25 protein-coding genes and 2 pseudogenes are annotated in these 23,571 nt (G+C 43.0%); 11 read left to right on the plus strand and 16 right to left on the minus strand.

What is annotated here, in order from left to right:
• Positions 1-256 precede the first annotated feature (256 nt).
• Complete coding sequence (gene speA, locus HWQ23_RS17560; protein ID WP_292830412.1) at positions 257-2,275, plus strand: biosynthetic arginine decarboxylase; 2,019 nt, start codon at positions 257-259, stop codon at positions 2,273-2,275.
• Here speA and HWQ23_RS17565 read toward each other — a convergent pair.
• The 4 genes from HWQ23_RS17565 to HWQ23_RS17580 all read right to left on the minus strand — a co-directional run bounded on the left by HWQ23_RS17565 (position 2,272) and on the right by HWQ23_RS17580 (position 6,077).
• Positions 2,272-2,394: a hypothetical protein gene (locus tag HWQ23_RS17565; protein ID WP_292830414.1), complete on the minus strand. Its 123-nt coding sequence runs from the start codon at positions 2,392-2,394 to the stop codon at positions 2,272-2,274. The genes speA and HWQ23_RS17565 overlap by 4 nt on opposite strands.
• Before the next feature lie 3 nt (positions 2,395-2,397).
• Entirely contained in the window at positions 2,398-3,567 is a 1,170-nt protein-coding gene (locus HWQ23_RS17570; RefSeq protein WP_292830416.1) for a sugar phosphate nucleotidyltransferase, read from the minus strand.
• 232 nt (positions 3,568-3,799) lie between these two features.
• Positions 3,800-4,630 (minus strand): segregation/condensation protein A, encoded by an 831-nt coding sequence (locus tag HWQ23_RS17575; protein ID WP_292830418.1) that lies wholly within the window; start codon positions 4,628-4,630, stop codon positions 3,800-3,802.
• A gap of 361 nt (positions 4,631-4,991) precedes the next feature.
• Positions 4,992-6,077, minus strand: a complete 1,086-nt coding sequence (locus HWQ23_RS17580) for an AI-2E family transporter (protein ID WP_292830420.1) — start codon at positions 6,075-6,077, stop codon at positions 4,992-4,994.
• A 127-nt stretch (positions 6,078-6,204) separates the two neighbouring features.
• On the opposite strand from HWQ23_RS17580, the gene pdxH reads away from it, so the two are divergent.
• Positions 6,205-6,849 carry a pyridoxamine 5'-phosphate oxidase gene (pdxH, locus tag HWQ23_RS17585; protein ID WP_292830422.1) on the plus strand — a complete coding sequence of 215 codons (645 nt, stop codon included), beginning with the start codon at positions 6,205-6,207 and terminating at the stop codon, positions 6,847-6,849.
• A gap of 46 nt (positions 6,850-6,895) precedes the next feature.
• On the opposite strand, the gene HWQ23_RS17590 is transcribed toward pdxH, so the two are convergent.
• Positions 6,896-7,516 carry an FMN-dependent NADH-azoreductase gene (locus HWQ23_RS17590; protein ID WP_292830424.1) on the minus strand — a complete coding sequence of 207 codons (621 nt, stop codon included), beginning with the start codon at positions 7,514-7,516 and terminating at the stop codon, positions 6,896-6,898.
• Positions 7,517-7,664: 148 nt separating this feature from the next.
• Between HWQ23_RS17590 and HWQ23_RS17595 the strand changes: the two genes are divergently transcribed.
• Positions 7,665-8,057, plus strand: coding sequence for a winged helix-turn-helix transcriptional regulator (locus HWQ23_RS17595; protein ID WP_292830426.1), 393 nt, complete (start codon positions 7,665-7,667; stop codon positions 8,055-8,057).
• Positions 8,058-8,452: 395 nt separating this feature from the next.
• On the opposite strand, the gene pyrE is transcribed toward HWQ23_RS17595, so the two are convergent.
• The 3 genes from pyrE to HWQ23_RS17610 form a co-directional block, all read right to left on the minus strand.
• Positions 8,453-8,986, minus strand: a complete 534-nt coding sequence (pyrE, locus tag HWQ23_RS17600; RefSeq protein WP_292830428.1) for an orotate phosphoribosyltransferase — start codon at positions 8,984-8,986, stop codon at positions 8,453-8,455.
• 82 nt (positions 8,987-9,068) lie between these two features.
• Positions 9,069-9,977 carry a DUF3153 domain-containing protein gene (locus HWQ23_RS17605; RefSeq protein ID WP_292830430.1) on the minus strand — a complete coding sequence of 303 codons (909 nt, stop codon included), beginning with the start codon at positions 9,975-9,977 and terminating at the stop codon, positions 9,069-9,071.
• 219 nt (positions 9,978-10,196) lie between these two features.
• Positions 10,197-10,739 (minus strand): tetratricopeptide repeat protein, encoded by a 543-nt coding sequence (locus tag HWQ23_RS17610; RefSeq protein ID WP_292830432.1) that lies wholly within the window; start codon positions 10,737-10,739, stop codon positions 10,197-10,199.
• Between the two features lie 170 nt (positions 10,740-10,909).
• Between HWQ23_RS17610 and HWQ23_RS17615 the strand changes: the two genes are divergently transcribed.
• Complete coding sequence (locus tag HWQ23_RS17615; protein WP_292830434.1) at positions 10,910-11,578, plus strand: hypothetical protein; 669 nt, start codon at positions 10,910-10,912, stop codon at positions 11,576-11,578.
• Positions 11,579-11,767: 189 nt separating this feature from the next.
• On the opposite strand, the gene argB is transcribed toward HWQ23_RS17615, so the two are convergent.
• Entirely contained in the window at positions 11,768-12,664 is an 897-nt protein-coding gene (gene argB / locus HWQ23_RS17620) for an acetylglutamate kinase (protein WP_292830436.1), read from the minus strand.
• Between the two features lie 544 nt (positions 12,665-13,208).
• Here argB and HWQ23_RS17625 point away from each other — a divergent pair.
• The 3 genes and pseudogenes from HWQ23_RS17625 to HWQ23_RS17630 all read left to right on the plus strand — a co-directional run bounded on the left by HWQ23_RS17625 (position 13,209) and on the right by HWQ23_RS17630 (position 14,909).
• The gene (locus HWQ23_RS17625; protein WP_292830438.1) at positions 13,209-13,883 is read left to right on the plus strand and encodes a pentapeptide repeat-containing protein; all 675 of its coding nucleotides are present in this window, start codon (positions 13,209-13,211) and stop codon (positions 13,881-13,883) included.
• Between the two features lie 15 nt (positions 13,884-13,898).
• A pseudogene (locus HWQ23_RS33680) lies at positions 13,899-14,036 on the plus strand (pentapeptide repeat-containing protein); the annotation flags it as partial.
• Positions 14,037-14,051: 15 nt separating this feature from the next.
• A complete protein-coding gene (locus tag HWQ23_RS17630) occupies positions 14,052-14,909 on the plus strand; it encodes a pentapeptide repeat-containing protein (protein WP_472850405.1) in 858 nt (285 codons plus the stop codon).
• 186 nt (positions 14,910-15,095) lie between these two features.
• Here the strand turns inward: HWQ23_RS17630 and HWQ23_RS17635 are convergent, their stop codons facing one another.
• The 3 genes from HWQ23_RS17635 to HWQ23_RS17645 all read right to left on the minus strand — a co-directional run bounded on the left by HWQ23_RS17635 (position 15,096) and on the right by HWQ23_RS17645 (position 16,568).
• Positions 15,096-15,494: a XisI protein gene (locus HWQ23_RS17635; protein WP_292830442.1), complete on the minus strand. Its 399-nt coding sequence runs from the start codon at positions 15,492-15,494 to the stop codon at positions 15,096-15,098.
• Positions 15,479-15,898, minus strand: a complete 420-nt coding sequence (locus tag HWQ23_RS17640; RefSeq protein ID WP_292830444.1) for an element excision factor XisH family protein — start codon at positions 15,896-15,898, stop codon at positions 15,479-15,481. Before HWQ23_RS17640 ends, HWQ23_RS17635 begins: the two co-directional genes overlap by 16 nt.
• Positions 15,899-16,022: 124 nt before the next feature.
• Positions 16,023-16,568: a shikimate kinase gene (locus tag HWQ23_RS17645; RefSeq protein ID WP_292830446.1), complete on the minus strand. Its 546-nt coding sequence runs from the start codon at positions 16,566-16,568 to the stop codon at positions 16,023-16,025.
• Positions 16,569-16,759: 191 nt separating this feature from the next.
• Here HWQ23_RS17645 and HWQ23_RS17650 point away from each other — a divergent pair, with 191 nt between their 5' ends.
• Positions 16,760-17,101 (plus strand): DUF433 domain-containing protein, encoded by a 342-nt coding sequence (locus tag HWQ23_RS17650; RefSeq protein WP_292830448.1) that lies wholly within the window; start codon positions 16,760-16,762, stop codon positions 17,099-17,101.
• Between the two features lie 28 nt (positions 17,102-17,129).
• Positions 17,130-17,411, plus strand: a complete 282-nt coding sequence (locus tag HWQ23_RS17655) for a DUF5615 family PIN-like protein (RefSeq protein WP_292830450.1) — start codon at positions 17,130-17,132, stop codon at positions 17,409-17,411.
• Between the two features lie 156 nt (positions 17,412-17,567).
• Here HWQ23_RS17655 and HWQ23_RS17660 read toward each other — a convergent pair.
• Positions 17,568-17,792: pseudogene (locus HWQ23_RS17660) on the minus strand (NB-ARC domain-containing protein); the annotation flags it as partial.
• A gap of 280 nt (positions 17,793-18,072) precedes the next feature.
• Between HWQ23_RS17660 and HWQ23_RS17665 the strand changes: the two are divergent.
• The gene (locus HWQ23_RS17665) at positions 18,073-18,204 is read left to right on the plus strand and encodes a hypothetical protein (RefSeq protein WP_292830452.1); all 132 of its coding nucleotides are present in this window, start codon (positions 18,073-18,075) and stop codon (positions 18,202-18,204) included.
• Between the two features lie 79 nt (positions 18,205-18,283).
• Positions 18,284-18,478: a hypothetical protein gene (locus tag HWQ23_RS17670; RefSeq protein WP_292830454.1), complete on the plus strand. Its 195-nt coding sequence runs from the start codon at positions 18,284-18,286 to the stop codon at positions 18,476-18,478.
• A gap of 19 nt (positions 18,479-18,497) precedes the next feature.
• Here HWQ23_RS17670 and HWQ23_RS17675 read toward each other — a convergent pair whose 3' ends face one another.
• The 3 genes from HWQ23_RS17675 to HWQ23_RS17685 all read right to left on the minus strand — a co-directional run bounded on the left by HWQ23_RS17675 (position 18,498) and on the right by HWQ23_RS17685 (position 22,652).
• Complete coding sequence (locus HWQ23_RS17675; RefSeq protein WP_292830456.1) at positions 18,498-19,199, minus strand: LapA family protein; 702 nt, start codon at positions 19,197-19,199, stop codon at positions 18,498-18,500.
• A 460-nt stretch (positions 19,200-19,659) separates the two neighbouring features.
• Complete coding sequence (locus HWQ23_RS17680; RefSeq protein WP_292830458.1) at positions 19,660-20,280, minus strand: flavin prenyltransferase UbiX; 621 nt, start codon at positions 20,278-20,280, stop codon at positions 19,660-19,662.
• 17 nt (positions 20,281-20,297) lie between these two features.
• Positions 20,298-22,652 carry a ribonuclease R family protein gene (locus HWQ23_RS17685; protein WP_292830460.1) on the minus strand — a complete coding sequence of 785 codons (2,355 nt, stop codon included), beginning with the start codon at positions 22,650-22,652 and terminating at the stop codon, positions 20,298-20,300.
• Positions 22,653-23,571 lie beyond the last annotated feature (919 nt).

Below are 23,571 nucleotides of genomic sequence, written 5' to 3' on the forward strand. Positions count from 1 at the left end.
CCAAAAACTTAATGAGTTTTTTATCTGGTCAATTGTCCAAGAGTCCTTTGTCCAAGAGTTTTGCACTCTTGAACGCCAGTTTGCTCAACAGGGGGAACCCCCGCACACAATTGGCTCCTAATGACTAATGACTAATGACATATGACTCTTGACCAATCAGAGTTTATCTCAGAAATTATCTTTGGGTGCATATACGTTCCCAGATGAATACGCTAAATTGTTAATTTGTGGGTGAAAAACAGAGGTTAGGAAGTAAATGGGTGTTGAGTCAACTGCTACATCTGACGAGGTGGTACCAGTACCGTCCAATGGACAAAAATTAGAAGTGAAAAATCATAAGCAAAAAAAACTGTTACCACCTAGTCCTACCACAGGAGATTTACCTCGCTCCTGGAAAATTGAGGATAGCGAAGCGTTATACCGGATTGAAGGTTGGGGACAACCTTATTTTTCCATTAGCGCTGCTGGACACGTTACTGTCGCACCCAAGGGCGATCGCGGGGGTTCTCTAGACTTGTTTGAATTGGTCAACGCCCTGAAACAGCGCAACTTGGGACTTCCCATGTTGATTCGCTTTTCCGATATTTTGGAAGACCGGATTGAGCGGCTGAACGCTTGTTTTAATAAAGCGATCGCCCGCTATAATTACCCTGGCGTTTACCGTGGCGTGTTTCCCGTCAAATGCAATCAAGAGCGGCATTTGATTGAGGATTTAGTGAAATTTGGCAAGCCCCATCAATTTGGTTTAGAAGCCGGTTCCAAGCCAGAATTAATGATTGCTCTGGCTGTCCTGGATACACCAGGAGCATTGTTAGTTTGCAACGGCTACAAAGACCGAGAATACATCGAAACGGCAATGTTAGCCCAAAGACTAGGGCAAACACCAATCATCGTCTTAGAACAGATTGAAGAGGTTGATTTGGTGATTGATGCCAATCGACAGTTAGGTATTAAGCCGATATTAGGTGTTCGCGCTAAACTCAGTACCCAAGGTATGGGACGTTGGGGAGCCTCCAGTGGCGATCGCGCTAAATTTGGTTTGACAATGCCTGAGATAATCGAGGCTGTTGACAAGTTACGGGAAGCTAATCTGCTCGATTCTTTGCAGTTGATGCACTTCCACATCGGCTCACAAATCTCTGCCATCAATGTGATTAAAGATGCCATTCAAGAAGCCAGCCGCATTTATGTGGAATTGGCAATGCTGGGGGCGGATATGAAATACCTTGATGTTGGTGGTGGCTTGGGCGTAGATTATGATGGCTCCCAAACCAACTTCTATGCCTCGAAAAATTACAACATGCAGAACTATGCCAACGATATCGTGGCAGAGTTAAAAGATACCTGTGCTGAACGGCAGATTCCCGTACCAACACTGATTAGTGAAAGTGGACGAGCGCTTGCTTCCCATCAGTCGCTACTGGTTTTTGATGTTCTCAGTACTAGCGATGTCCCCCTCGACGCACCAGAACCTCCGCAAGAGGGAGAATCCCCAATTATTAATTATCTTTGGGAAAGCTACCAATCCATCAACCAAGAGAATTACCAAGAGTTGTATCACGACGCTGCACAATTCAAAGAAGAAGCCATCAGCCGCTTCAACTTAGGAATTTTACGCCTTAGAGAACGAGCCAAGGCCGAACGCCTCTACTGGGCTTGTTGTCAGAAAATTCTCAACATCACTAGACAGCAAGAATACGTACCCGATGAACTGGAAGACCTAGAGCAAATTATGGCTTCCATCTACTACGTGAATATGTCAGTGTTTCAATCAGCACCAGATTGCTGGGCGATCGATCAGTTATTCCCAATTATGCCCATCCACCGCTTGGATGAAGAACCAACGCGGCGAGGAATTTTAGCAGACCTCACCTGCGACAGTGATGGTAAAATCGACCGCTTTATTGACCTGCGCGATGTCAAATCGGTTTTAGAGTTGCACACCTACAAGCCCGGAGAACCCTATTATTTGGGGATGTTCTTGAATGGAGCTTACCAAGAAATCATGGGCAATTTGCATAACCTATTTGGCGACACCAACGCCGTTCACATCCAATTAACGCCCAAAGGCTACCAAATTGAACATGTTGTCAAAGGAGACACCATGAGCGAAGTAGTGAGCTACGTCCAGTATGACTCCGAAGATATGGTGGAAAACATTCGCCAGCGTTGCGAGAAAGCATTAGAAGAAAAGCGGATCACCCTAGCGGAATCTCAGCGACTGTTACAAACCTACGAGCAGAGTCTCAGAAGATATACGTACTTAAATAGTTAGGATTGGGCATTGGGCATTGGGCATTGGGCATTGGGCATTGGGGAAAGACCCTGAAAAAGTTCTCCCCTGCTCCCCATTCCCCATTCCCCATTCCCCATTCCCCATTCCCCATTCCCCATTCCCTAATTTGCGTTTGTCCCCAACAATTCCTCTATCGCTTGTCGCTCAAGAGGGGTATGTGATGGGACTGTCTGACGGGCATCGGTAATCAGCCAATCTAAAGCAGCCGCTTGTACATCGATCGCAGCACCAGTTTTATCTACGCAATAACGTCCAAACACCAGCTTATCGACTAACCGGACTCCTGGCCCCAGACGCGACCATTCAAAAATCACGCTGTTATCTACTGTTGCACCACTACATATCCAACAATTGGGGCCAATCATCGCTGGGCCGACAATTTTAGCTCCGTCTTCGATTCTGGTCATGCCACCAATGTAAACTGGACCTGTGATATCTACTTTGTCCCAATTTACGGCGACATTTAAGCCAGTGTAAATGCCAGGCGCGACTTCATGACCAGGGATTTGCACATTTTTGATTTCACCCAGCAACACACCGCGAATCGCCCGCCAATAGTCTGGTACTTTACCAATATCTACCCATTCAAAGTCCATAGGGATGGCGTAGAAGGGAGCTTTGATTTCTACCAATTTGGGAAACAATTGGCCACCAATGTCATACTCGACACCAGAGGGAATATAGTTAAAAACCTCTGGCTCAAAGATGTAAATACCTGTGTTGATGTTGGTGCTGAGGGCTTCTTCTGTTGAAGGTTTTTCTTGGAAAGCTTTGACACGACCATCTTCGTCAGTCACAACTACACCGTAGCTAGAAACTTCTTCTTTGGGGACAGGTTTGGTAATTATAGTAGCGATCGCCCCTTTGGCTTTATGCCATTTAACCGCCGCAGTTAAATCCAAGTCAATCAAAGCATCACCGCACAACACCACAAAGGTATCATCAAAAAATGGTGAGAAGTCTTGAATGCGCCGCATCCCTCCAGCTGAACCGATCGCTTCCCCCTCAAGTTTACCCTCGTCATCAATTTTCCCTTCAAAGGAATAGGCAATCTCTACCCCAAACCGTTGACCGTCACGAAAATAGTTTTCTATTTCTTCGGCCAAATGACTAACGTTGACCATAATCTGGTCAAATCCATGTCGGCGTAACAGTTCCAGCAAGAACTCCATCACTGGCTTTTGCAGGATGGGAATCATCGGTTTGGGAATTGTATAGGTAATCGGACGCACGCGAGTACCTTTACCAGCCGCGAGAATCATCGCTTTCATAAAAATTTATTCCTCAACCACAAGCCAGTTTACTTTTATCGAGTGATACTTAATCATCAGTTTTTATTTCTGCTCTAAGTTATCCTTCAAGACAGGGATAACAGTAATTTAGTGGTTATTGCAACCATAGGGGTACTTAGATGACAAGCGATCGCTTATCTTTTCAATTTACTCGGATTTTGGGGCTGAAGCAAAAATCTCTAAATTATCTGTAGGGCTACTTTTGGCTTTCTTAGTTCATCGGGTGCTCAAAAGGTTTGCAGGTGTTAGCTGAATCTCTAAGTAAGCGAATTTTAATCTCGTGGTAAAACTCCTCTTGAAATAGCTCTACTTTCGATTGAGCCGAAAGTAGTAGTAGCGCCCAGAAAACGCTAACTAGGTTACTGTGTTTAGACTCATGTCCAGAGCCGTTTTGGTTGAGAAGCTTTGTCTGGGTCCACAACTCTACAAGTTGTTCTAAATTAAACCAATTTTCTTCTAAACTTAGCTCTGTTGCCGACAATTTCAACAGCTGCTCCAATTCCCTAGCGACTTCTGTCAGATTTTCCTGGTGAGCTAACTCCAGCGCTTCCCGCATACTTTGGACGCTAGGCTGACGTCTGGGACGGATAGGTTTGCTGACTTTTTCTACTAGTTTCAGTTGGTTCGCCATGATCTGCAATTGCTTGATTAACTCTTGCAGAGTCACCCGGCGCTTTGGTGGCGGCATTGCGGCTGGACGACGACGCAATTGCCGTTCTAGTGGTAGACGATGACCCTGATGTGATATACCGTCTTCATCTGACAACAGAGCATCATCTTCTACACCATCCTCTCCATCTCCTACTGTTGACAATTGCATTAAGGTATTGGCTTTGAATAATACCAGCATTGATGCTGACAAAAATGCCTGTCCAGATTGAGACAAGTCCGCTTCATAGCCTCGGGCTATTGCCTCCGGTGCCATCAGTTCTAAATAACGGTCAATCACCTCAATCACTTGGACATCCCAAGGATCAATTTCCCCCTGCTGGGCTTGGTAAATCAAGAGTGTGATTGTTTCTAATAGCTCGGAAGCTTCCATCAACGGGTTCTTAATTAATTAATAAGAAATCAAAAGACCGTAAATTCAACACTAAACTCATTGACTATTGGCAAAGCGTGTACTTTATACGTTTGCTTGCGCTTGTTTTAATCAGGCTTTGCCTGCTCTGAAATTTGTAATCAATCACCATTGTCAATTGTGAGATCAGATTGTGCAACTTTTGATTCTTTGGCTTCGTTGCTATCCCGCTTGGGAATAAATTCCAAAGCTAATAGCTAAAGTCCGTTGAAACGGACTAAATTGAGTTAGTTGGAACAATCACTCGTTCCCATGCGGAGCATAGGAATGAGAGAACAATGGGAAATCGAGCTTTTTTCGACTTGTGTGTACACCGTAGGTCTTAATCGGGGGGGCGATCATGGGCAATAGTGACAGTTGATACAAAATCACTCGACTTGGCGCTCTTGATTGCATCGAAAGTGCCTTTAATAGTACCAGCAATGGGAACAGCAACAAGTGTCCCCAACAATCCCGCAATCTCAAATCCCATCAAAATAGACACAAAAATCCAGATGGGATTCAGTCCAATGAAATTGCCGAGTAACCTGGGCGCTAACAGGTTATCTTTAAGCTGCTGCATGAGAATTGCCGCGATCGCAACTTGAACTGCCAACCACCAATTTTGCAGAAGTACTAAAATCGTCACCAGACCAATGCCGAGAGACGCGCCGATAAAGGGAATGAGTTCTGAAATCCCAATTAACATGGCAAACAACAGGGCAAAGGGCACCTTGATCACTAAGAAAATTGGCGTCAGGGTTAGCACCATGAACAGTCCTAGCAACAACTGGCTGAGGAAGAAGTTTTGGAAATTTAGGCGCAAGGATCTGCCGAGAGGATCTGCAATATTAGAGGGCAAAAGATTGATTAGACCATACCAGACGCGATCGCCATATAAAAGCATATAAAATGCAAGCACGATAACTAACACTAAGTCAAGTAATCCTGACAGCAGCGTTCCAGCAAATCCGACTGCACCAGAAGCTAGCTGTTGCACCACATTCTGAATGTTGGCATTGATTTGACTGCTCACAACCGTCAGATCAATTGGCAAACGTCGTTGTTTTGCCAGCGTCTCAAACTGCTCTAGGTTTGCTTGACTGGTGGTTAACCAATTAGGGATCTTATTTAAGAGTTGGATTGTTTGGTCAATGATCAACGGTACTAGGGTGATGCCCAGAATCCCAAACACGGTTAACGTTGCAAGTAAAACTATGATCACCGCCTGAGTGTGGGTGATCCGAGCACGTTCAAAGAACTTAACCGCGTAATTTAGGAGAAAAGCCAGAATCGCCGCAATGCTCAAGACGGTAATCGGATGCTGGAAATAGCGAAAAAGCACAGAAAGCAGCCAGACATTGAGAGCGATAATGGGACCGCTTAGACCATAAATTAACAGGCGTTGAAGGGAGGCCGAACGGCGCATTTTATGCAACCTATTTTAGATATACCTTGAGAGAATTTTAAAAATTCTTGATGGCGTTGATCATCATCATAGATATTTTTAATAAAGACAAGTATAAGCGTATCTGATAATAAGGAACAAAATCACAATGAACAAAACTGTAGCTGACCTTCGTAAAGACTATACCTTGGAAGGTTTGAGCGAACTCGAAGTAGACCTCAATCCTTTTATCCAATTTAAAAAATGGTTCGATCAGGCTCTAGCAGCGCAACTTCCTGAACCCAATGCCATGACCATTGCCACAGCCACACCAGACGGTAAGCCCTTAGCCAGAATGGTGTTACTCAAAAATTTTGATGAACGGGGCTTTGCCTTCTTCACCAACTACAACAGTCACAAAGGACAAGAACTAGCAGAAAATCCCCAGGCGGCTTTAGTCTTTTGGTGGGCAGAACTGGAGCGTCAAGTCCGAATTAGTGGGTATGTGGAGAAAGTTTCTGAAACTGAGTCTGACCAATATTTTCACACTCGCCCTGCCAATAGTCGCCTGGGTGCGTGGGTATCTAATCAAAGCGAGGTGATAGAAAGCCGAGAAGTTCTGGAGCGACGCTTGCAGGAGTTTAAGAGCAAATATGGAAATGAGGAGATTCCTCGACCGCCTCATTGGGGAGGCTTACGAGTGATCCCCACAAAAATTGAGTTTTGGCAAGGCCGCTCTAGCCGCTTACACGATCGCTTGCTCTATAGCCGTTTAGATAATGGCACTTGGAAAATTGAGCGGTTGTCACCTTGAAGGAGGCATGAGGCAGAGGAATTTTCCCCGTGTCCTCGCGTCCCTCTTACCACTGAGCGATCGCATCTTGAATTGCTGCCCGTGCTTCTGATAGAGATTGGGTACGGGCATCATCACTATTGTTCATGCTATTAGCGTTAATAAATTGAATGTCTGTAAGCCCAATAAAGCCGAAAATCGTTCGCAGGTAGGGTTCTTGGAAGTCGTAGGCAATGAAAGGAGATGTTGGGCTAAAGTCACCGCCGCGAGCTGTAATGATTACCGCTTTTTTACCCTCGACTAATCCTCTAAAACCTTGAGCTTCTATTGCAACAGTCCGGTTAATCCGAACGATTTGGTCGATGTAAGCCTTGAAAGTGGAAGGTATATTAAAGTTATACATTGGCACTCCAAAGACGTAGCGATCGGCACCTAAAAATTCATCTACTAACTCCTCAGAAATCCTAAGTGCCTGAGTTAATTCTGGGGTATGGGTTTCTGGTGGTGAAAATGCCGCCGCAATCCAAGCTTCATCAACGTGAGGAACTGGCTGATGCCCTAAATCTCGATAGGCGATCGCATCTTCAGGATGCGCTGCTTTCCAACTACTGACGAATTCCTTAGATAGTTCTCTGGAGTGCGATCGATCTGCACGGGGGCTGGAATCAATATGTAGAATGTTTACCACCAAATATCTCCTGATTAGCTAAGATTTCTGCTTTTACTTTTTTTGAGTCTAAATTTCAAAGCATCAGATTAGATACTAAAAATAACTAGTTACTAAAGTAAAGTAGTTACCATAAAGTAACTGTCGCACAATCTTAGCTAACTGCTCGATGTTTGTCTCTAAAAATCCTGATGCTTGCCCTGTTAGTATTCTGATGTCCTTACTATCAGGGCCGTGGACAATGTATATACTGTGGGTATTGTGTAATAGTGGGCCTACTCGCTTTGGTGCATTGAAGCACCTAGTTGAGGGCATCTCCACCAAAGTTCTAACGGAAAGACTGAGGATGCTTGAGGCAGCAGAAATTATTTATCGCCACTATGAACCAACTGTCCCACCTCAAGTAACTTACGGTCTCACAGAACGTGGTCAGGAACTCATTGAAATCCTTCATCAACTCAATGCACTTGCTGAACGTTGGTATGGCAGCGAACAACGGGAACAAAGAATGGGGAATGGGGAATGGGGAATAGTGACGACTGAAGTTGTGGGATTGGAATAAGGACACTTTATTAGGACTTACGCACGAGTTACGGAATCACGTAGACGCGGAGCGGCTTGCCGCAGGCTACCGCTCCAGGCGCAGAGAAGCCAGTGCGTTGGGCGGGTTCCCCGACTTAAAGCAACTGGCGCGACACACAAGAGTTGTCGGAGCGGCGGCTTGGGCCGATGGCGCAGCCCGCCGCAGGCATCTGAACTTCTCCCTACAGCCCTGCGGGCATCCTACGGCAGGCGCTAGCCTCTCCCTTTGGGAGAAGGGGAGACGCGCAAGGGACGGTGGAAATCAGAGTTTCAGAGATATTTTGCGTAAGTCCTATTTATGACTCTGGAGCATCTCGGCATAATTTTGCTTTTTGACTGCACTCTAAACCCAGAACTAAAGTTATTCCCTATTCCTTAAGACAGTTCCATCCATACTGAAAGTTCTTCCATGTCAAACAGAGGAAGTTTTTGAATACCAGCTTTTTCGAGGCTGTTGTCTTGTGTATTTCCACGCCAGATTACGCAAGTTACGAAGTCCGCGATCGCTCCGGCATTCCGCAGCGCTTCCGTACTTTTTATAACCTGACCACCTGTTGTAATAACGTCTTCAATGATACACAATTTTTTTCCTTGGATATTAATCCCTTCTGCTATTCTCTCAGTCCCATATTCTTTTTTTGTCTTCCGAACAAAGACAACTGGCAATCCAACTTCTAATGAAATTGCTGTTGCCAAAGGAACTCCCCCTAATTCCAGCCCTGCCAAAATTTCCGTGCCTGGTGGAATCTTTTTTACCATTTCTTTAGCTAACCGCTTCAGTAACAAAGGATTAGATTCAAACTGGTATTTATCAAAGTAATGGTCAGATATTTGACCAGAACGTAACCGAAACTCACCTCTCAAGTAGGAAACACGAACAATTTCTTTGGCTAATTCGCTATGATTCATTTTTAAAAAAAGCTGGAGGAAGTGTAAAAAAGCCGATGTATTCTCCATCGGCTTCGCTAACAATATTCAACAGATAAATAGTCTACTGTTCCTGGATCGCTGCTACTTTGGCAGGAAACTGAATTCTGGGATCTGGCATGAAATTGTATCTCAAGTACAATCCTCCCCAGACAAACAAGATAATTAACAACGCACCAATACCAAGGGGACTGGGAAGCCAGAAAACAGTTTCTATGTGGTTTAGCTCACCAGGCTGGAGTTTCCACACTAGTTGATTGCCATTTTTTTGTGGCGCAATCGCAGTTTCAGTTTGTTGAATGTTTTTGGCTCCCCAAGGAGTCTTCAAGCTAAATTCCAAATCGAGAATTGAACCAGCATTAGCCAGGACATTATCTTTGCTGGCAATTAGAGACAGCGATCGCAAATCCAAATCATAAATCAACCGATTTCTGACTAAAAGTAAAAAATTGTTCTGTTCCAAGAGGACGTTTGATTCAATTTTCGGCAGTTCTGAATCAGATTCGCTCTGCACAGTCTCAGAGGATTGATTTACACGGGAGTTAAAAAATCCGTTAAACTTTTCTTGCAATTCCCTACCACTGCTAAAAGGAATTGTGACGATGATTTCTTCTTGGGAAACTCGTTGCGCTTTACCCTCAAGTTGACGGGCGCGGCGTTCTATGGTGTTTAACCATTCGTAGACAGAATCGCCACTAAAACTGGTTAGCCGCTCTCCCAACTTAATATGCTGTACTAGTTCACCACTATTTGAATTATCAAAGTTAAGCCCCACATCGTACTTCACACAGCCAGACAATAGCAGGGATGTTAACACCACTAGCCACAAAATAGGATTTCGGAGGGGAAAAACGCGCTTCATTCGATTTCGACCATTCAGTGGTGAGAGAAATTTCATTTTTGCCAACACAAAACTAAATGGTCTGATTAACCACAAGGAAATCTTTCCGAAAATTGCAGAAGTTGAAACCATAAATCTCCCCAAAAGTCAAATTTTTTAACCAATCTTGACTTATTAGTATTGTTTGAGATTCCGAGAACACCGTTTTGGTAAAGAATTTTAATCCAAAATCCCAAATCCAAAATTGGTAAGCTGTTCCATCTTTAACTTGCATAATTGGGCGGGCTTTTGGGCCCAGCCCACAAGACTTTGATTAAATTTAGATATGCAAACTAGATAAAGAACAGCTTATCAGCCGGGGGTTGCTGAAAAACTCAACCAAACCAAGTACGAGATAGTTAAACCAATGGCAATTAGTGCCACCCAGATAAAGCGATTATCTCTGGTATTGACCTGACTGAGGTCAACGAATTCTGGCTCGGCAGGTTTAGACTTATTCTGCACAGAAGATTTCGTAGACTTAGCAGCTATAGAAATTTTGAGTTCATTATCGGGTAGTGTGCCCAAATCGGGGATTTGGGTCATCCATTCGCTGGGTCTTTTCAGCTTTGGTGCTTTTAAGATGTAAAGCATCTGTCGCGCTTGTTTGCTGGTTTCAAAATGGGGATGGCGTTTGAGTCTTTCGCAAAGAGCGATCGCATCATCCGTGCGTCCAGCTGCTTCATAAGCTGTCACCAGATCAATTTCTACTTCGCCCCCAAGGCGAGAATTACGAGCTAACAGGGCGCTGGCCTTTTCTAAATTTTCTACGGCTTCGCGGTATTGCCCATTTTCAAAGGCAATTTTCCCAGTCTGGTAGCGGGTTTTAGCGATTTCTAAACTTTCTGTACTCACGTTTTCTATAAAAAATCAGCACTATTTTTATTTTGCCAATCCCAGCAATCTTTTTGGAATCTTTTCAAAAACTGGCAATCTGAAAGTGAATAAACTTCTAAAATTTTAACTAAGTAGCTGCGATAATTTTCTGATTAAAAATTCTGGTATCAAATGCAGGTGAGCAAAATATGTTGAAAATCAAGCATTCACAACTGAATTGGCTCTTAGCAGGTATGACTTTAGCAGTGATGGGTGTAAGCATTGCTCCAGCTTCCGCCCAGCGTGTGATCGTGATTGACGGCGCTTATGGAGCCAGGCGATCGCCTGCTGTTGGTTCCTTTATTTATAGTAGTCCGATTCCCACACCTGGTTATGGAGCAAGGCGATCGCCTGCTGTTGGTTCCTTTATTTATAGTAGTCCGATTCCCACACCTGGTTATGGAGCAAGGCGATCGCCTGCTGTTGGTTCCTTTATTTATAGTAGTCCGATTCCCACACCTGGTTATGGAGACAGGCGATCGCCTGCTGTTGGTTCCTTTATTTATGGTAGTCCGATTCCCACACCTATGCCTGTAGACCCGACAACGGGACTAATACCACAACGCACTCATTACTACAATTATTCCTATCCCCAGATCAGGCAGAACGTGAGAAATTCTACCCTGATTAATCCAACTTGGATTAATCCGGCAATTCCAGACTCAACCATAGTTAACCCAGTGATTATAGATAACTCATGGCATCGTAGATCATTTAGCGGTGAGCGATCGCTAGTTAACCCGGTGATTATCAATAACTCATGGCATCATAGACCATTTAACGGCGGGCGATCGCGTGTTTTCATTTATCCCCGGTAAGGGATTTCCAACAAATAAATTACGCAATCTTGTCAGGTGGGCCGAAAAGCCCGCCTTTAGTTACTGGGCGCTCATGTCGTCCAGCCCACAAGAAGTAGTTGAGTATTTTTTTATTTGAAATTCCCTAAAGAGAGATGAGGAAGAACTTTTTACTCCAAACTCCTGTACAGACGCGATTAATCGCGTCTCTTACAACGTAAACTGCGAACCCAGAATCATCGTTCCAATCCCAACATCAGTAAAGATTTCTAGTAATAGGGCGTGGGGAATGCGACCATCAATGATGTGTGCCGCACGCACTCCTTGAGCAAGCGATCGCACACAACAACTGACTTTAGGAATCATCCCACCGCTAACTACACCATTGGCAATCAACTCGCGGGCTTGGCGAATATCTACTTTCGGAATCAAAGTAGATTGGTCTTTGTAATCTTTTAAAATTCCACTGGTGTCAGTCAGTAAAATTAACTTTTCTGCTCCTAGTGCAGCAGCGATTTCTCCAGCTACAGTATCGGCGTTAATATTATAAGCTTGTCCCGTTTCGTCTGCGGCGACGCTGGACACTACTGGAATATAACCATTGCTAGCGAGGGTGTCCAAAATCTTGATATTCACATTGCTGACTTCCCCGACAAAACCGATGCCTTCTTGACCTTGGGGACGGGCTGTAAATAGATTACCGTCTTTACCACAAAGTCCTACAGCCAATCCACCAGCTTGGTTAATCAGGGAGACAATTTCTTTGTTAACTCGACCAACTAAAACCATTTCCACCACATTCATTGTGGCGGCATCAGTGACTCGCAAACCATTTTTAAATTGTGGTTCGATGCCCAGCTTATCTAACCAACTGTTAATTTCTGGGCCACCGCCGTGTACTACAATTGGACGCAAGCCCACGCAGGATAAGAATACAATGTCGCGGATAACTTTGTCTTTGAGTGTGCTATCTTTCATCGCTGCGCCACCATATTTGACAACAACAGTACGACCGGTGAATTGTTGAATATAAGGTAGTGCTTCGCTTAGTACACGCACACGAGTGGCTTCATCTTGCCTGATGTATTCAGAATCGTTGTCCGTCATGAGGAGCCTAACAGAGAGATTTAAAACCTATTTCAGTCAGTGTAGAAGACTTTGTAACTCCTCACAATCTCTGCTGCCAAAGTTGAGTATGTTTGTACTGATCAGCCATAGCTGTTTAGTTCAGTTACGAGTTCCCCATCTGGCATAACGGTATTGGAGAAATAAGCTCCATACATTTCTGCGCCGCGCCAGTTAACTTCCAATAAATCATCAACAATGTTTTAACATACTCTTGATATTTTGCTAGTTTATCCACTGTACAATCACCTCATCTACTGGATTCTAAACAATTATTTAAAAAATTATGTAGGTTGGGTGCAGCATTAGCGGAACCCAACATTATTTATATTAATTGATTTCCTCATAATCGATTGGTGCTGATCCCAAAGTCGAGTAAATTTGTACTAGAATGACTTTAGCAATCTGGCTGGATTTGTAAAAGGTTGCTTGTTGTGTAAATCACACAGCAATAACAGTAATAGTGGCAGTATCTTTTTTGTAATGAGATACTGATAGTAATGTTAACAATCGCTTTATTTGAGTTATGGATATTAAAGAATTACTCAGACAGTATGCCTCTGGGGAAAGAAATTTTATTGGCATTAGTTTAAACAATGCTAATTTAATAGGTATTAACTTGAGCGGAGCTAATTTAAGCAACTCTAATTTAAGAAATGCCGAGTTACACGGGGCTAATCTTCAACGAGCTATTCTTAAAGGAGTTGATTTAGAGGGAGCAAACCTACGCTATGCAATGCTAGATGAAGCAGATTTGAGTAATGCCGATTTAATTGAGTGTAATTTTCAATATGCCAGCTTAAAAGGGGCAAAATTAGCAAACTACAAAATATTGGAAAGCAGTTTAGAAGGTGCAAATCTAGAAGGCGCAAATTTAGAAAATGCAGACATAGTTGATACAAGATTCGAGGATACAAATCTCACAAATGCTAATTTAAGTAACGCTGAGATTGTGGAAACAAGTGGTTCCCCAGAATTAAGGTTGGCTATTTTGTGCAACACGATTATGCCAAGCGGCCATATTTGCAACGACAATTGTAATCCTGCTGCGATTAAAGATATTTTGTTGCAACGTTACGCATTAGGAGAACGAGATTTTACAAACAATTTCAGTTGTGTTGAATTAAGGCTTTCTGATTTGCGAGGAGCCGATTTAAGTGGTGTACAGCTTCCTGGTATAAAACTGTGGAATGGTCTTTGACAAGGCGTAAATCTAAGTAATGCAAATTTGAGTCGTGCTTGGTTAATTGAAATTTTTTTCCAAAATGCCAACTTAGAAGGTATTAATCTTGAAGAAAGCAACTTGAGTAGCTCATCTTTTAAATCAACTAATTTAAGAAGAGCAAACTTAAAAGGTGCTAAATTCGACGTGGGTGAACATGGTTGTGCTTTGACAAACTTAACAGATGCAGACTTCACAGAAGCTGATTTAAGTAATGCCACTTTAGTAAGAGCTATAGTAAGTAAAGCTAATTTTACTAGAGCTAACTTAATAAATGCAAATTTAGGCAAGACTGATTTAATGCGTGCCAATTTCACCGAAGCCGACTTAACTGGAGTTAACTTGAGTGAAGCAATTTACTGCTCAGAAACAATTTTTCCTGCAAATGTTAATTTATCTCAAGCTATCCCAATTACCTCTGGAGTAGATTTATCTGGACATCACAAATATCTTTTATCTTGCAGAGATTTACACTCTCTTGATTTAAGTAGAGCTAACTTAAGCGGTCTTTACATGAATGATGTAAATTTGAGTGGTGCAAATCTTAATGAATCTAATCTTAACAATACTCATTTAAGTTCTGCAAATTTAAAAGGTGCAAGTTTAATAGGTGCTAACCTTAGTAAGGCTTATTTAGGTGGTGCTAATTTAAGTAATGCTGATCTTAGCTATAGCATCATGACTAATACCAATTTAGTAGGAGCATTTTATAATTCGGAAACTATTTTTCCTAATGGTAGTGATTTATCAAAAGCTATATATCTTGATTCAGGCGCAAATCTATCTAATATATTTTTCACAAGAATTAATTTAAGTAGAGTTAATTTATCTAACACAAACTTAAGTAATTCAATTTTAAAGTATATTGACCTAAGTTATGCAAACCTTAGTAATGCTAATCTAACTAATGCCAATTTGGAAGGCGCGATTTTAGATGGTGCAAATCTGGAAGGAGCAATATTCAGTACAACTATTATGCCTGATGGTAGTGTTCGGAATAACTGATACTAAATAAATCACTATTCCCAGATTACCCGACACAACAAACAAGCGATCGCTCCTTCAAACCTCTAGAATTGAAATCACTCGACTGAAGCTAGGGAATGAAATATAACAGCGATGTCTGACGACAAGCCCGGAGTTTCGGAGTCTCCGGCTTTGCGTCTACGCATTTGGAATATTTGCAGATAATTAGGAGCAATCATATTTTCCAGTAGTGCGATCGTCTGCGACCGACTGGAAGTCATCGCCTGCTATTACAGCAAAACCTGTATATTGCCGTACTTTAGGATGACGAAAACCAAGAACTATATCTTCTTTAGGAACTCCTGCTTGGAGCAAATCAGTTGCTACACCTTCTTCAGTATCATCGCATTGAATCCAAATTTTTTCACCAATTAAACTTAAATGAATGGGTGTGGTATGGAGATATTTATCGCCACTCCAACCTATATCCAAAACTAAGTATTGTCCGCGCTGATCATCAAATAAAACGTGAGAGGTGTAATCATCGGGTAACGCAGTTCGATAAGCGGCATGATTTTGGAGTACGCTCTTAATAATATCTTGGTATTTTAATCGGGTATCCATTGCACGATAGCCTCACTTTTATCATCAAAAACAATTAGCTTGATAATTTGGTTTTTGAGTAACACTTGTCCCAATTGTATGGTAAATACGCTGTTAAACGTTAGTTGAGAAACGGCAAGATAAAGGTTGCGCTCGCTCCCCATTTCATTCAGGATTTGGCGATACAGGACATACTGCCCCAATGCTTGCTCCAAATCTTTTACGTCAGATTGTCCGACAAAACTCTTTACTTCAACAACAATTCTTTGGGTTTCTTTTTCGGCACTGATGAGACGTTCTGCACCCAAATCGGCAGATAGACGCTTTTTGCCTATTTGCAATGGAAAGGGATCGTGGGTAATTGTCCAACCATCCTTCTGCAAGGCAAATTTCACAGTGTTGTGGTAAATATCTTTTGCTGGCACACCAAAATCCTAACGTCTAAGAATTGTAAGGGGATTTATCTATTTTGGATGTTTTTCTACACAATCTGTTAGTACGTTTTCCTCCTATTTTGCACCACCGTCTGATTGTGATCAATATTTCCCATTAATGAGAAACTTGTGTTTTGAGAACGGTAGGAATTGCCTCAAGTACTCGCTTGGCAACGTCTTCGGGTGTATCTCCCTCTCGCTCGATGATGTGCAAATCGGCTTGAGAGTAAAGTGGTGTTCGTTGTTCGAGGAGCGATCGCAATTTACCTTGAGGATCAGCATCTTGCAGCAGTGGTCTTGTGGTATCCTCAGCTAAACGGCTGTAAATTAGCTCCACTGGCGCATCTAGCCACACGATCAAACCGTGGTGCAAGTAACCCCAATTTTCTCGCCGCAATACAATGCCCCCACCGGTTGCTATAGTCAACTTTGTAAAAGCACAAACTTGTGAAAGTACGTCGCTTTCTAACTGGCGAAACCCAGCTTCACCAACTTCGGCAAATAACTGATTGATGGATTTACCTGCTGCTTGGGCAATGACATTATCGGTATCCACAAACCCATAACCCAATTCCTTTGCCAGTAAGCGCCCTACTGTCGTCTTACCAACGCCCATAATCCCTATTAAGTAGAGGTTGACTCCTTGTAATAAACTGCTCACCAGTTGCTTCGCTCCAATTCTGAGTTCTGAGTCACAGTTTCTAATTATAAACTCAACGACTTAATCTAGGATTTAAAAATACGGAGTTTTGCACCGATCGCGCAACCAGATAAAATTATTTGATTGGCGATCGCTAATAAACCGATAACTTATAATATGATTTTCTTCTTATAGGAGTGTTCTTGGATAAAATGTCTCAGATACCAGTAATCTCAGAACATATTGAAATTACTCTCGGTGTGTGTGGGGGTAAACCGCGCATTGCTGGACACCGAATTACAGTGCAAGATATTGTTATTTGGCACGAACGCATGGGGCTTTCCCCTGACGAAATCGTTTATCATTATCCCAGTATCAGTTTAGCTGATGTTTATACTGCTCTAGCTTATTACCACGATCATCGAGATGAGATCAGGCAACAAATTGCAGAAGGAGAAGCCTTTGTTAGAGAAGTACAAGCTGAAACTCCTTCAATCCTGCAAGAGAAACTAAAGAATCGAAATAACACAAAAAATTCGATTCCACCTAGATGAGAATGTCAGTAATGCTATAGCAAAAGGCTTGCGTCACCGTGGTATTGATGTGACAACTACATCGGAAACACGACTGATAGGTGTATCAGATGGAGAACAGCTTTATTTTGCAATGTCTGAGAATCGGGTAATTTTCACCCATGATGATGACTTTGTGATATTTTATCAAGGAGGTGGTATGTTTATGCACGCAGGAATTATTTACTGCGCTCACAACCGCTATTCAATTGGGGAAATATTGAGGCGTTTAATTTTAATCTCAGAAGTTCTTGAGCCAGAGGAAATGATATATAAACTTGAATTTCTCTGAAAGGTTTTATTGTTTTACTCAAATGCAAAAAACGATACCTTCTGGTGCAAGACGCTACACGTAGCTTGCTTAACAGCAGGGTTACGCGTAACGCATCCTGGGGCGACTCCAGTTTTTCACCTTGACTGAGTATCTGGTTTGGTTACTCAGTATTTATTCTATGTTTTTATATAATCAATTAGAAAAATAAACTCTAACAGTACTGCTACTACAACTTTGATAAGCGACATTAGTAATTTCCGCAAGAATACAACCACAAAGTAAACCTCTGAGGAATTTATTTTCAATGGATGTCAAGGCTTTTCCCTTTGCGGGTATCAAATTTACGTATAACTTTTCTAACTTTCAATTATTTTTAAATTCTACAAATTCGTCTTCTATTTAAGATGAATCAACTGCCGTCATTACTGCTATTAATGTATTTAAAGTAACTTAGGCACTAGATTAACGATTCTCCTGTGAAATTAACATAAGCAATAAATGATCAATTTCTCAGCAATGTAGTAACCTTGTTGAAATAACTAGGTAATTGCTGCATAGCGATCGCTATGTTAACGAGAAAATTAAGATAGCTTGTTTGAAACTTTATCCAAACAATTTCTGTCTATATAAATAATCCGGATTTTAACTCTGGTAGGTTATTTTAAGTATACATAATACTGTGTTCCTAACATCACAACGTCGTTATTCTAAAAGTTCAGTTATAACCAGCTTTGCTCAATTAAATGTTCCTGATAAAGGTGTAAATAATGACTTGTTTCCTGCGATCGCTAAAAAAACCTTACAAAGTTGAAGTTTGGACACAATAACTACTGCATATTTCACCCCAATAAGCCTGAATGAATAAATATAGTATGAATGAGGTGTCAACTATGACTCGAATTCGTGACATTGTACAAAGAGCCTTAGCAACTGGCTATTTGACAATGGAAGCTGAAAACCAACTACGACAACTGTTGACAACCCGATATGACTTAGAAGATTTTAATGCTTTCATGACTTTGCAGGAAGCTGCCATGACTGGTAAGGTCAAGCAGGAGTCTAGAGAGCGGTGTGGCATCAAGTAGAGACGTAGCCTGCTACATCTCACCGACGGGGGCGTTTACCATCATTCTCAAAATCATCATCATCATCAAAAAAGTCCCAATCATCATCATCCGCTTGATTCGTAGCTGGTGGCTGATAAGGGGGGATGATTACCCGGTAATCAGCATCGTAAATTGATTCAGTTTTTCCCGCAGCCGTATTTTTTGGCTCACGGTAGCTGTAAGAGTAAACTGAACCAGACTGAGAAGTGCTTTTGGCTTCTGATTGACGTTCGTAAGTTTTAGAGTCTCTAGGCTGTTGAACTTGAGGATTAGGGGTAGACGCTTCCTCTGACTTTTCATCAAAGTTCCAATCATCATCTTTACTGCTATTTGTCTCCCAATCATCAAATACATCACTGCTAGGCGCTTCTTTTTTAGTAGCTGGTGGTGGAGGACTGGCAGGGCCAGATGCAGGTTCTTCTCTCCGGGTTGCTTTCGCACGAGGCGAAGTGGCGGTTGAACTCCCAGGAGTTCGGCGTTGTCCTCCCACAAAATAATTGGATAAGTTAAACAAGGTAGCAATCAATATAGATGTGAAAGCACCAGTGGCAGTACTGAACAAAATCCATATCGCTAGTGGTAATGGTTGAGTCCGCACGCCCAAAAATACTAGCGATAGGGCAGGTGACCAATTTTGGAGTAACAACAGCGTTAGTCCTCCCAGTACCGCCACCAATAGAATTAAGCGAATTACAGCCATAGCAATTTTGTCAGTTGTCAGACAATTTTGGATTTTAGATTTTAGATTTTAGATTGACTCTAGCAATTAAGTCACTTGCTCTGTTATTTAATTTTAGATTTTGCGGAAAGTTGCGTGGGCGGCTCTGCCGACTTGAGCAAACTTTCCAAGACGGATTAAAGTAATTATTCTCGTGTTTAAATACGTTCGCAACTCTTCTCTACGAGAGGCTGCGCCAAGGAGACGCTCTCGCGTTCAGACCTTTTTAAATTTGGGATGCAAGAATCTTCTCTTCTTAGGCAACGCCCAACAATCTAAAATCCCAAATTTAAAATCTAAAATTCGGTCAGTGGTCAGTTTTCAGTTATCAGCCTGATTATTCTTCACTAATTACTGTTCACTGACTACTGACACTATCAGCCATCTCTATGATTACCCTTTTAAGACTATTGTGAAATTTATGATCAATCTGCTGAGGGCGTTAGCGACGACCTTGCCACCTCTGAATTGGGATGCAGTCAATATCTAGTTGATCTAAAGCACGGGCAACTACAAAATCAACTAAATCCTCGATGGTTTGGGGGTTGTGATACCAGGCGGGAATAGCCGGGACAATTCTAACTCCAACTTCTGCTAAAGAGGTTAAGTTACGCAGGTGGATGAGGCTAAAAGGCGTTTCACGAGGAACAATGACCAGCTTTCGCCCTTCTTTGAGTTGGACATCTGCTGCCCGTTCTAGTAAATCGGAACTCAAGCCAACCGCTAGCTTTGCCACTGTACTCATGCTGCATGGAATAATCATCATCCCCAGAGTGGCAAAGGAACCACTGGCAATCCCGGCTCCAACATCACTCCAAGGATGGCAACGCAGTTTACCCAAAAGTGCAACTCCAGCTTGCTCTCGCCAGAATTGTTCTTGCCCGGTTGGGTCTGGTGGCATCCGAATTTCCTGTTCTGATTGCCAAACCATGTAAGTTGATTTAGAGGCAACCAATTCAATACTATACTCCGCTTCTAGCAAAAATTTGATCGCGCGAACAGCGTAAATCAGACCAGATGCGCCCGATACGCCTAAAATTAAAGGTTTGGTGTTATTTGACACGTAAAATTTACTGGTTTTTACTCATCTTCCGAGTAAGGTTCTAGGTCATCAGGCTCAATGTCATTTGGTAAGTAGAGGTCTGAAAGCTCCTCATGGGAAGCACTACCAGTTAAACCTTTGGCGACACCATCGCTACCGACTGTTACCAAATCAATTTGCTGGCGGTAGTAATCGACACTTTTAACTTGGACAGCGACGCGATCGCCTAGTCTATAGGAAGCGCGATTTTTGCGACCAAACAGTGCTTGTTGTCTGGCGCGATATTCATACCAGTCATCTTTGAGAGAACTGACGTGTACCAATCCTTCTACCCTCAAAGGCACACCCGGATTATTGCTGGACTCTACCTCAGCGGCTGGTACTTCAATTTCCACAAAGAAACCGTAGGATTGAACACCAGTAATCACGCCTTGAAATACCTGACCGATGCGCTGCTTCATCAGTTGGGCTTTTTGCAGTCCGGCTAAATCGGCTTCAGCTTCTTGGACTTCTTTTTCTCGGTCGTTGATTTGGACAATTACCCTAGTCAAATCGCTTTGGAGTTCTTGTTGCAATTCTGGGGGTAAAACGTTCCAGTTAATTTCCGAGTGGCTGGAGGAGTGGCGCAGGTTAACACGTTCTCTCACACGGGTATTGCGGCGATCGCGTCCGTTTTCGAGTAGCGTGTAATACACTCTCTGCATGAGCAAATCTGGGTAACGTCGCAAGGGGGCACTAAAGTGGATATATTGCGGTAGTGCCAGACCAAAGTGAGATCCTTTGGTGGTGCTATACGCAGATGGCTTAAGTGTATCTTGCAATAAGTAGGTAAGAACTTGCTCAGAGGGAGATTCTGCAAAAGCTGTGGTCAAATGTTGATAATCTAAGGGTTGGATATCGGCTTCTGGATCTAGTGTGAGGTCAACGCCTAAATTGACTGCCAATTTCAGCATTTCCTGAACATCTTCGACATCGGGTGTGCCTTGAACTCGCCAGATGGCGGGAACACCAAGAGCATTTAAGTGAGTTGCGATCAGTTGATTAACTAGCAGCACGAACTCCGTGAGTAGCGATCGCACTGGTAAATCATTCACCACTACAGTACCGAGAATCCCCTCATCATAGTAGGCGTTTTGACTGGGCGGCAGATTCAACTGGAGGCCACCACGATTCAACCGTACCTGTTTCACGGCTGTTTGCAAGGCTTGGAGGTCTTGCAGTATTTGGGAAACCTGTGAGGATTGATCTTCAGATTGACCTGTAAGAATTGCTTGGGCAAGTTCAGTACTTAGTGCAGTCTCTACGTTGATCACACTCGGTTGAATTTCCCACTCCAATACTTGCCCAGATTGGGGATCGATGGTAATTAAAAAAGAGATGGTTAAGCGATCGCTCCCAGGTACTAAAGAACAGCGTTCTGCCACACCTGGGGGCAAGATTGGCAACACCAATTCTCCTAGATACACTGATTTACCCCGTTTGAATGCTTCTCTATCTAGGGCTTCGTCAGGTTGGACATAGTGAGAAACATCGGTGATATGAACGCCCAAAAGCCAATTTCCGGCTAGGTTTTTTTCTAAACTAAAAGCGTTTTCTATAACTTTGGTATCGCCATTTACCCCTTCAATGGTGAGAGTAAACAAATTACGCAAATCTAACCGATTTTTCAGGTCTGCTTTCAGCAGCTTTTTGGGCAACTTAGCGGCTGCTTCTAGCACATTATCTGAAAAAGTCCGGGAAAGGTCGTGTTTGCAAGTAACTAAATCTATATCAGCAGCAGCTTCGGCATCACTGCCAAGGATTTGCACCACTCGACCGAGGGGAGGATATTGTGCCAACGGGTAACGTAAGACTTCCACATGAACCAGGTGATCGATCGCTTCTTCCAACTTCGCCCCGTTAGGCTGGATCTTCAGTTCAAACAGCAATCGATCATCTAAGGGCACAGCGCGGAAACCAGTTTCCACCTGCTTAATTCGTGCCAGTAACGTGTGGTTGGAACGTTCTAGAATCAGCTTCACCTCCCCTTCGGGAGACCGACGGCGACTGCCTTCTTTAAGAACTCTAACCAAAACGCGATCGCCATTCCAAGCATTACTCAGATGACTTTCGCGGATGTAAATATCCTCAGATCCTTCCACATCTTGAATAGCAAAGCAAAAGCCTTTACTAGAACAACGGAGTTTTGCCTCGATTATTCCCTCTTCTGAGACACGCCGATACTTACCCCGTTCTTTTACTAAAATACCGATTTTTTCAAGAACATCTAAGGCAATGTGAAGTTTTTGTAAACTTTTTTCATCTTCACAGCCAAGTTTCTTTTCCAAAACCTTTCGAGCTACCAATTTATCATCGGTGAAATTGGCAAGGAGTGTAGCGATTGAAAATTCCATGCAGTGAACCGACCTTTGGTCAAAACATCATTTTTTTGTTTAATCTGGTTCTTTTCTGTATACCCTCACGGCTTACAGAAACAAGCTGGAAACAAATTGCCCTGAGACAAAGCTTCCTAAGTTCTAAGGAAAGGAAGCCCGACCCAGCAAGAGGGAGAAACTACTCCCGCAGTTCCTTTGCAAGCAAGCCGACCCACGGACAACTCTGAGCCTATACGAACTTCTCACTGCACGATGCTCTCAGAGTTCGCCTGCGTTCAAGTCTCTTCACCTAACCAAACTTAACATTGCACGCCTGATTAAAATTTAGCCCCGCTAGGTAATTACGCGACGGGTTTTTGAGAAGCTGGGTTTAAGAGAATCCATGCTGCCCAAAAGCGCTATGCAGGGGAGCCACTGCGGTGAGGCTGCCCCCGTCTTGGCGGTTCCCGTCGTTAGCGCTAGCGGTAGCGAGGAACGAGCGTCTGGGGGACTGCCGTTCGCCCTTGGCGTGCCGGAGGCATCACCCGAAGGGTCTTGGGGTCTTCCCAAGTGGAGCAAGTGGCGTGGAAACTACAGGTGTTTGATTGTCTAGAGTGAAGGTAATTTTACGCCATTAGACTCTGATTTTTAACTACGAGGAACTGCCGGTGAACCCAATTTTCCCACATGTAGAATCGGTAACAATTAGGTCAGCAGCTTAATAAGCAGTGAGGGCGAACCTTATCTTCATTATTGTAGATTTAGAGCGCACTTCCAGAAAATAGTTCTAGATATCTAGTTGGGTAATTAGTATAGCATTGCAGGCAAGGCTACCCACGTAAGTTAAGAGTAGCCAAAAATTTCCTCAAAAAAGAGCTACTGCTACAATTGGGACACCAGAGTAAGTAAGAATATTACCTTGATAGGCCAGAGCAGAGAGTTATACCTGCTCTGGCCT

This window comes from Nostoc sp. JL33 (assembly GCF_017114985.1).
Lineage (GTDB): Bacteria > Cyanobacteriota > Cyanobacteriia > Cyanobacteriales > Nostocaceae > Nostoc.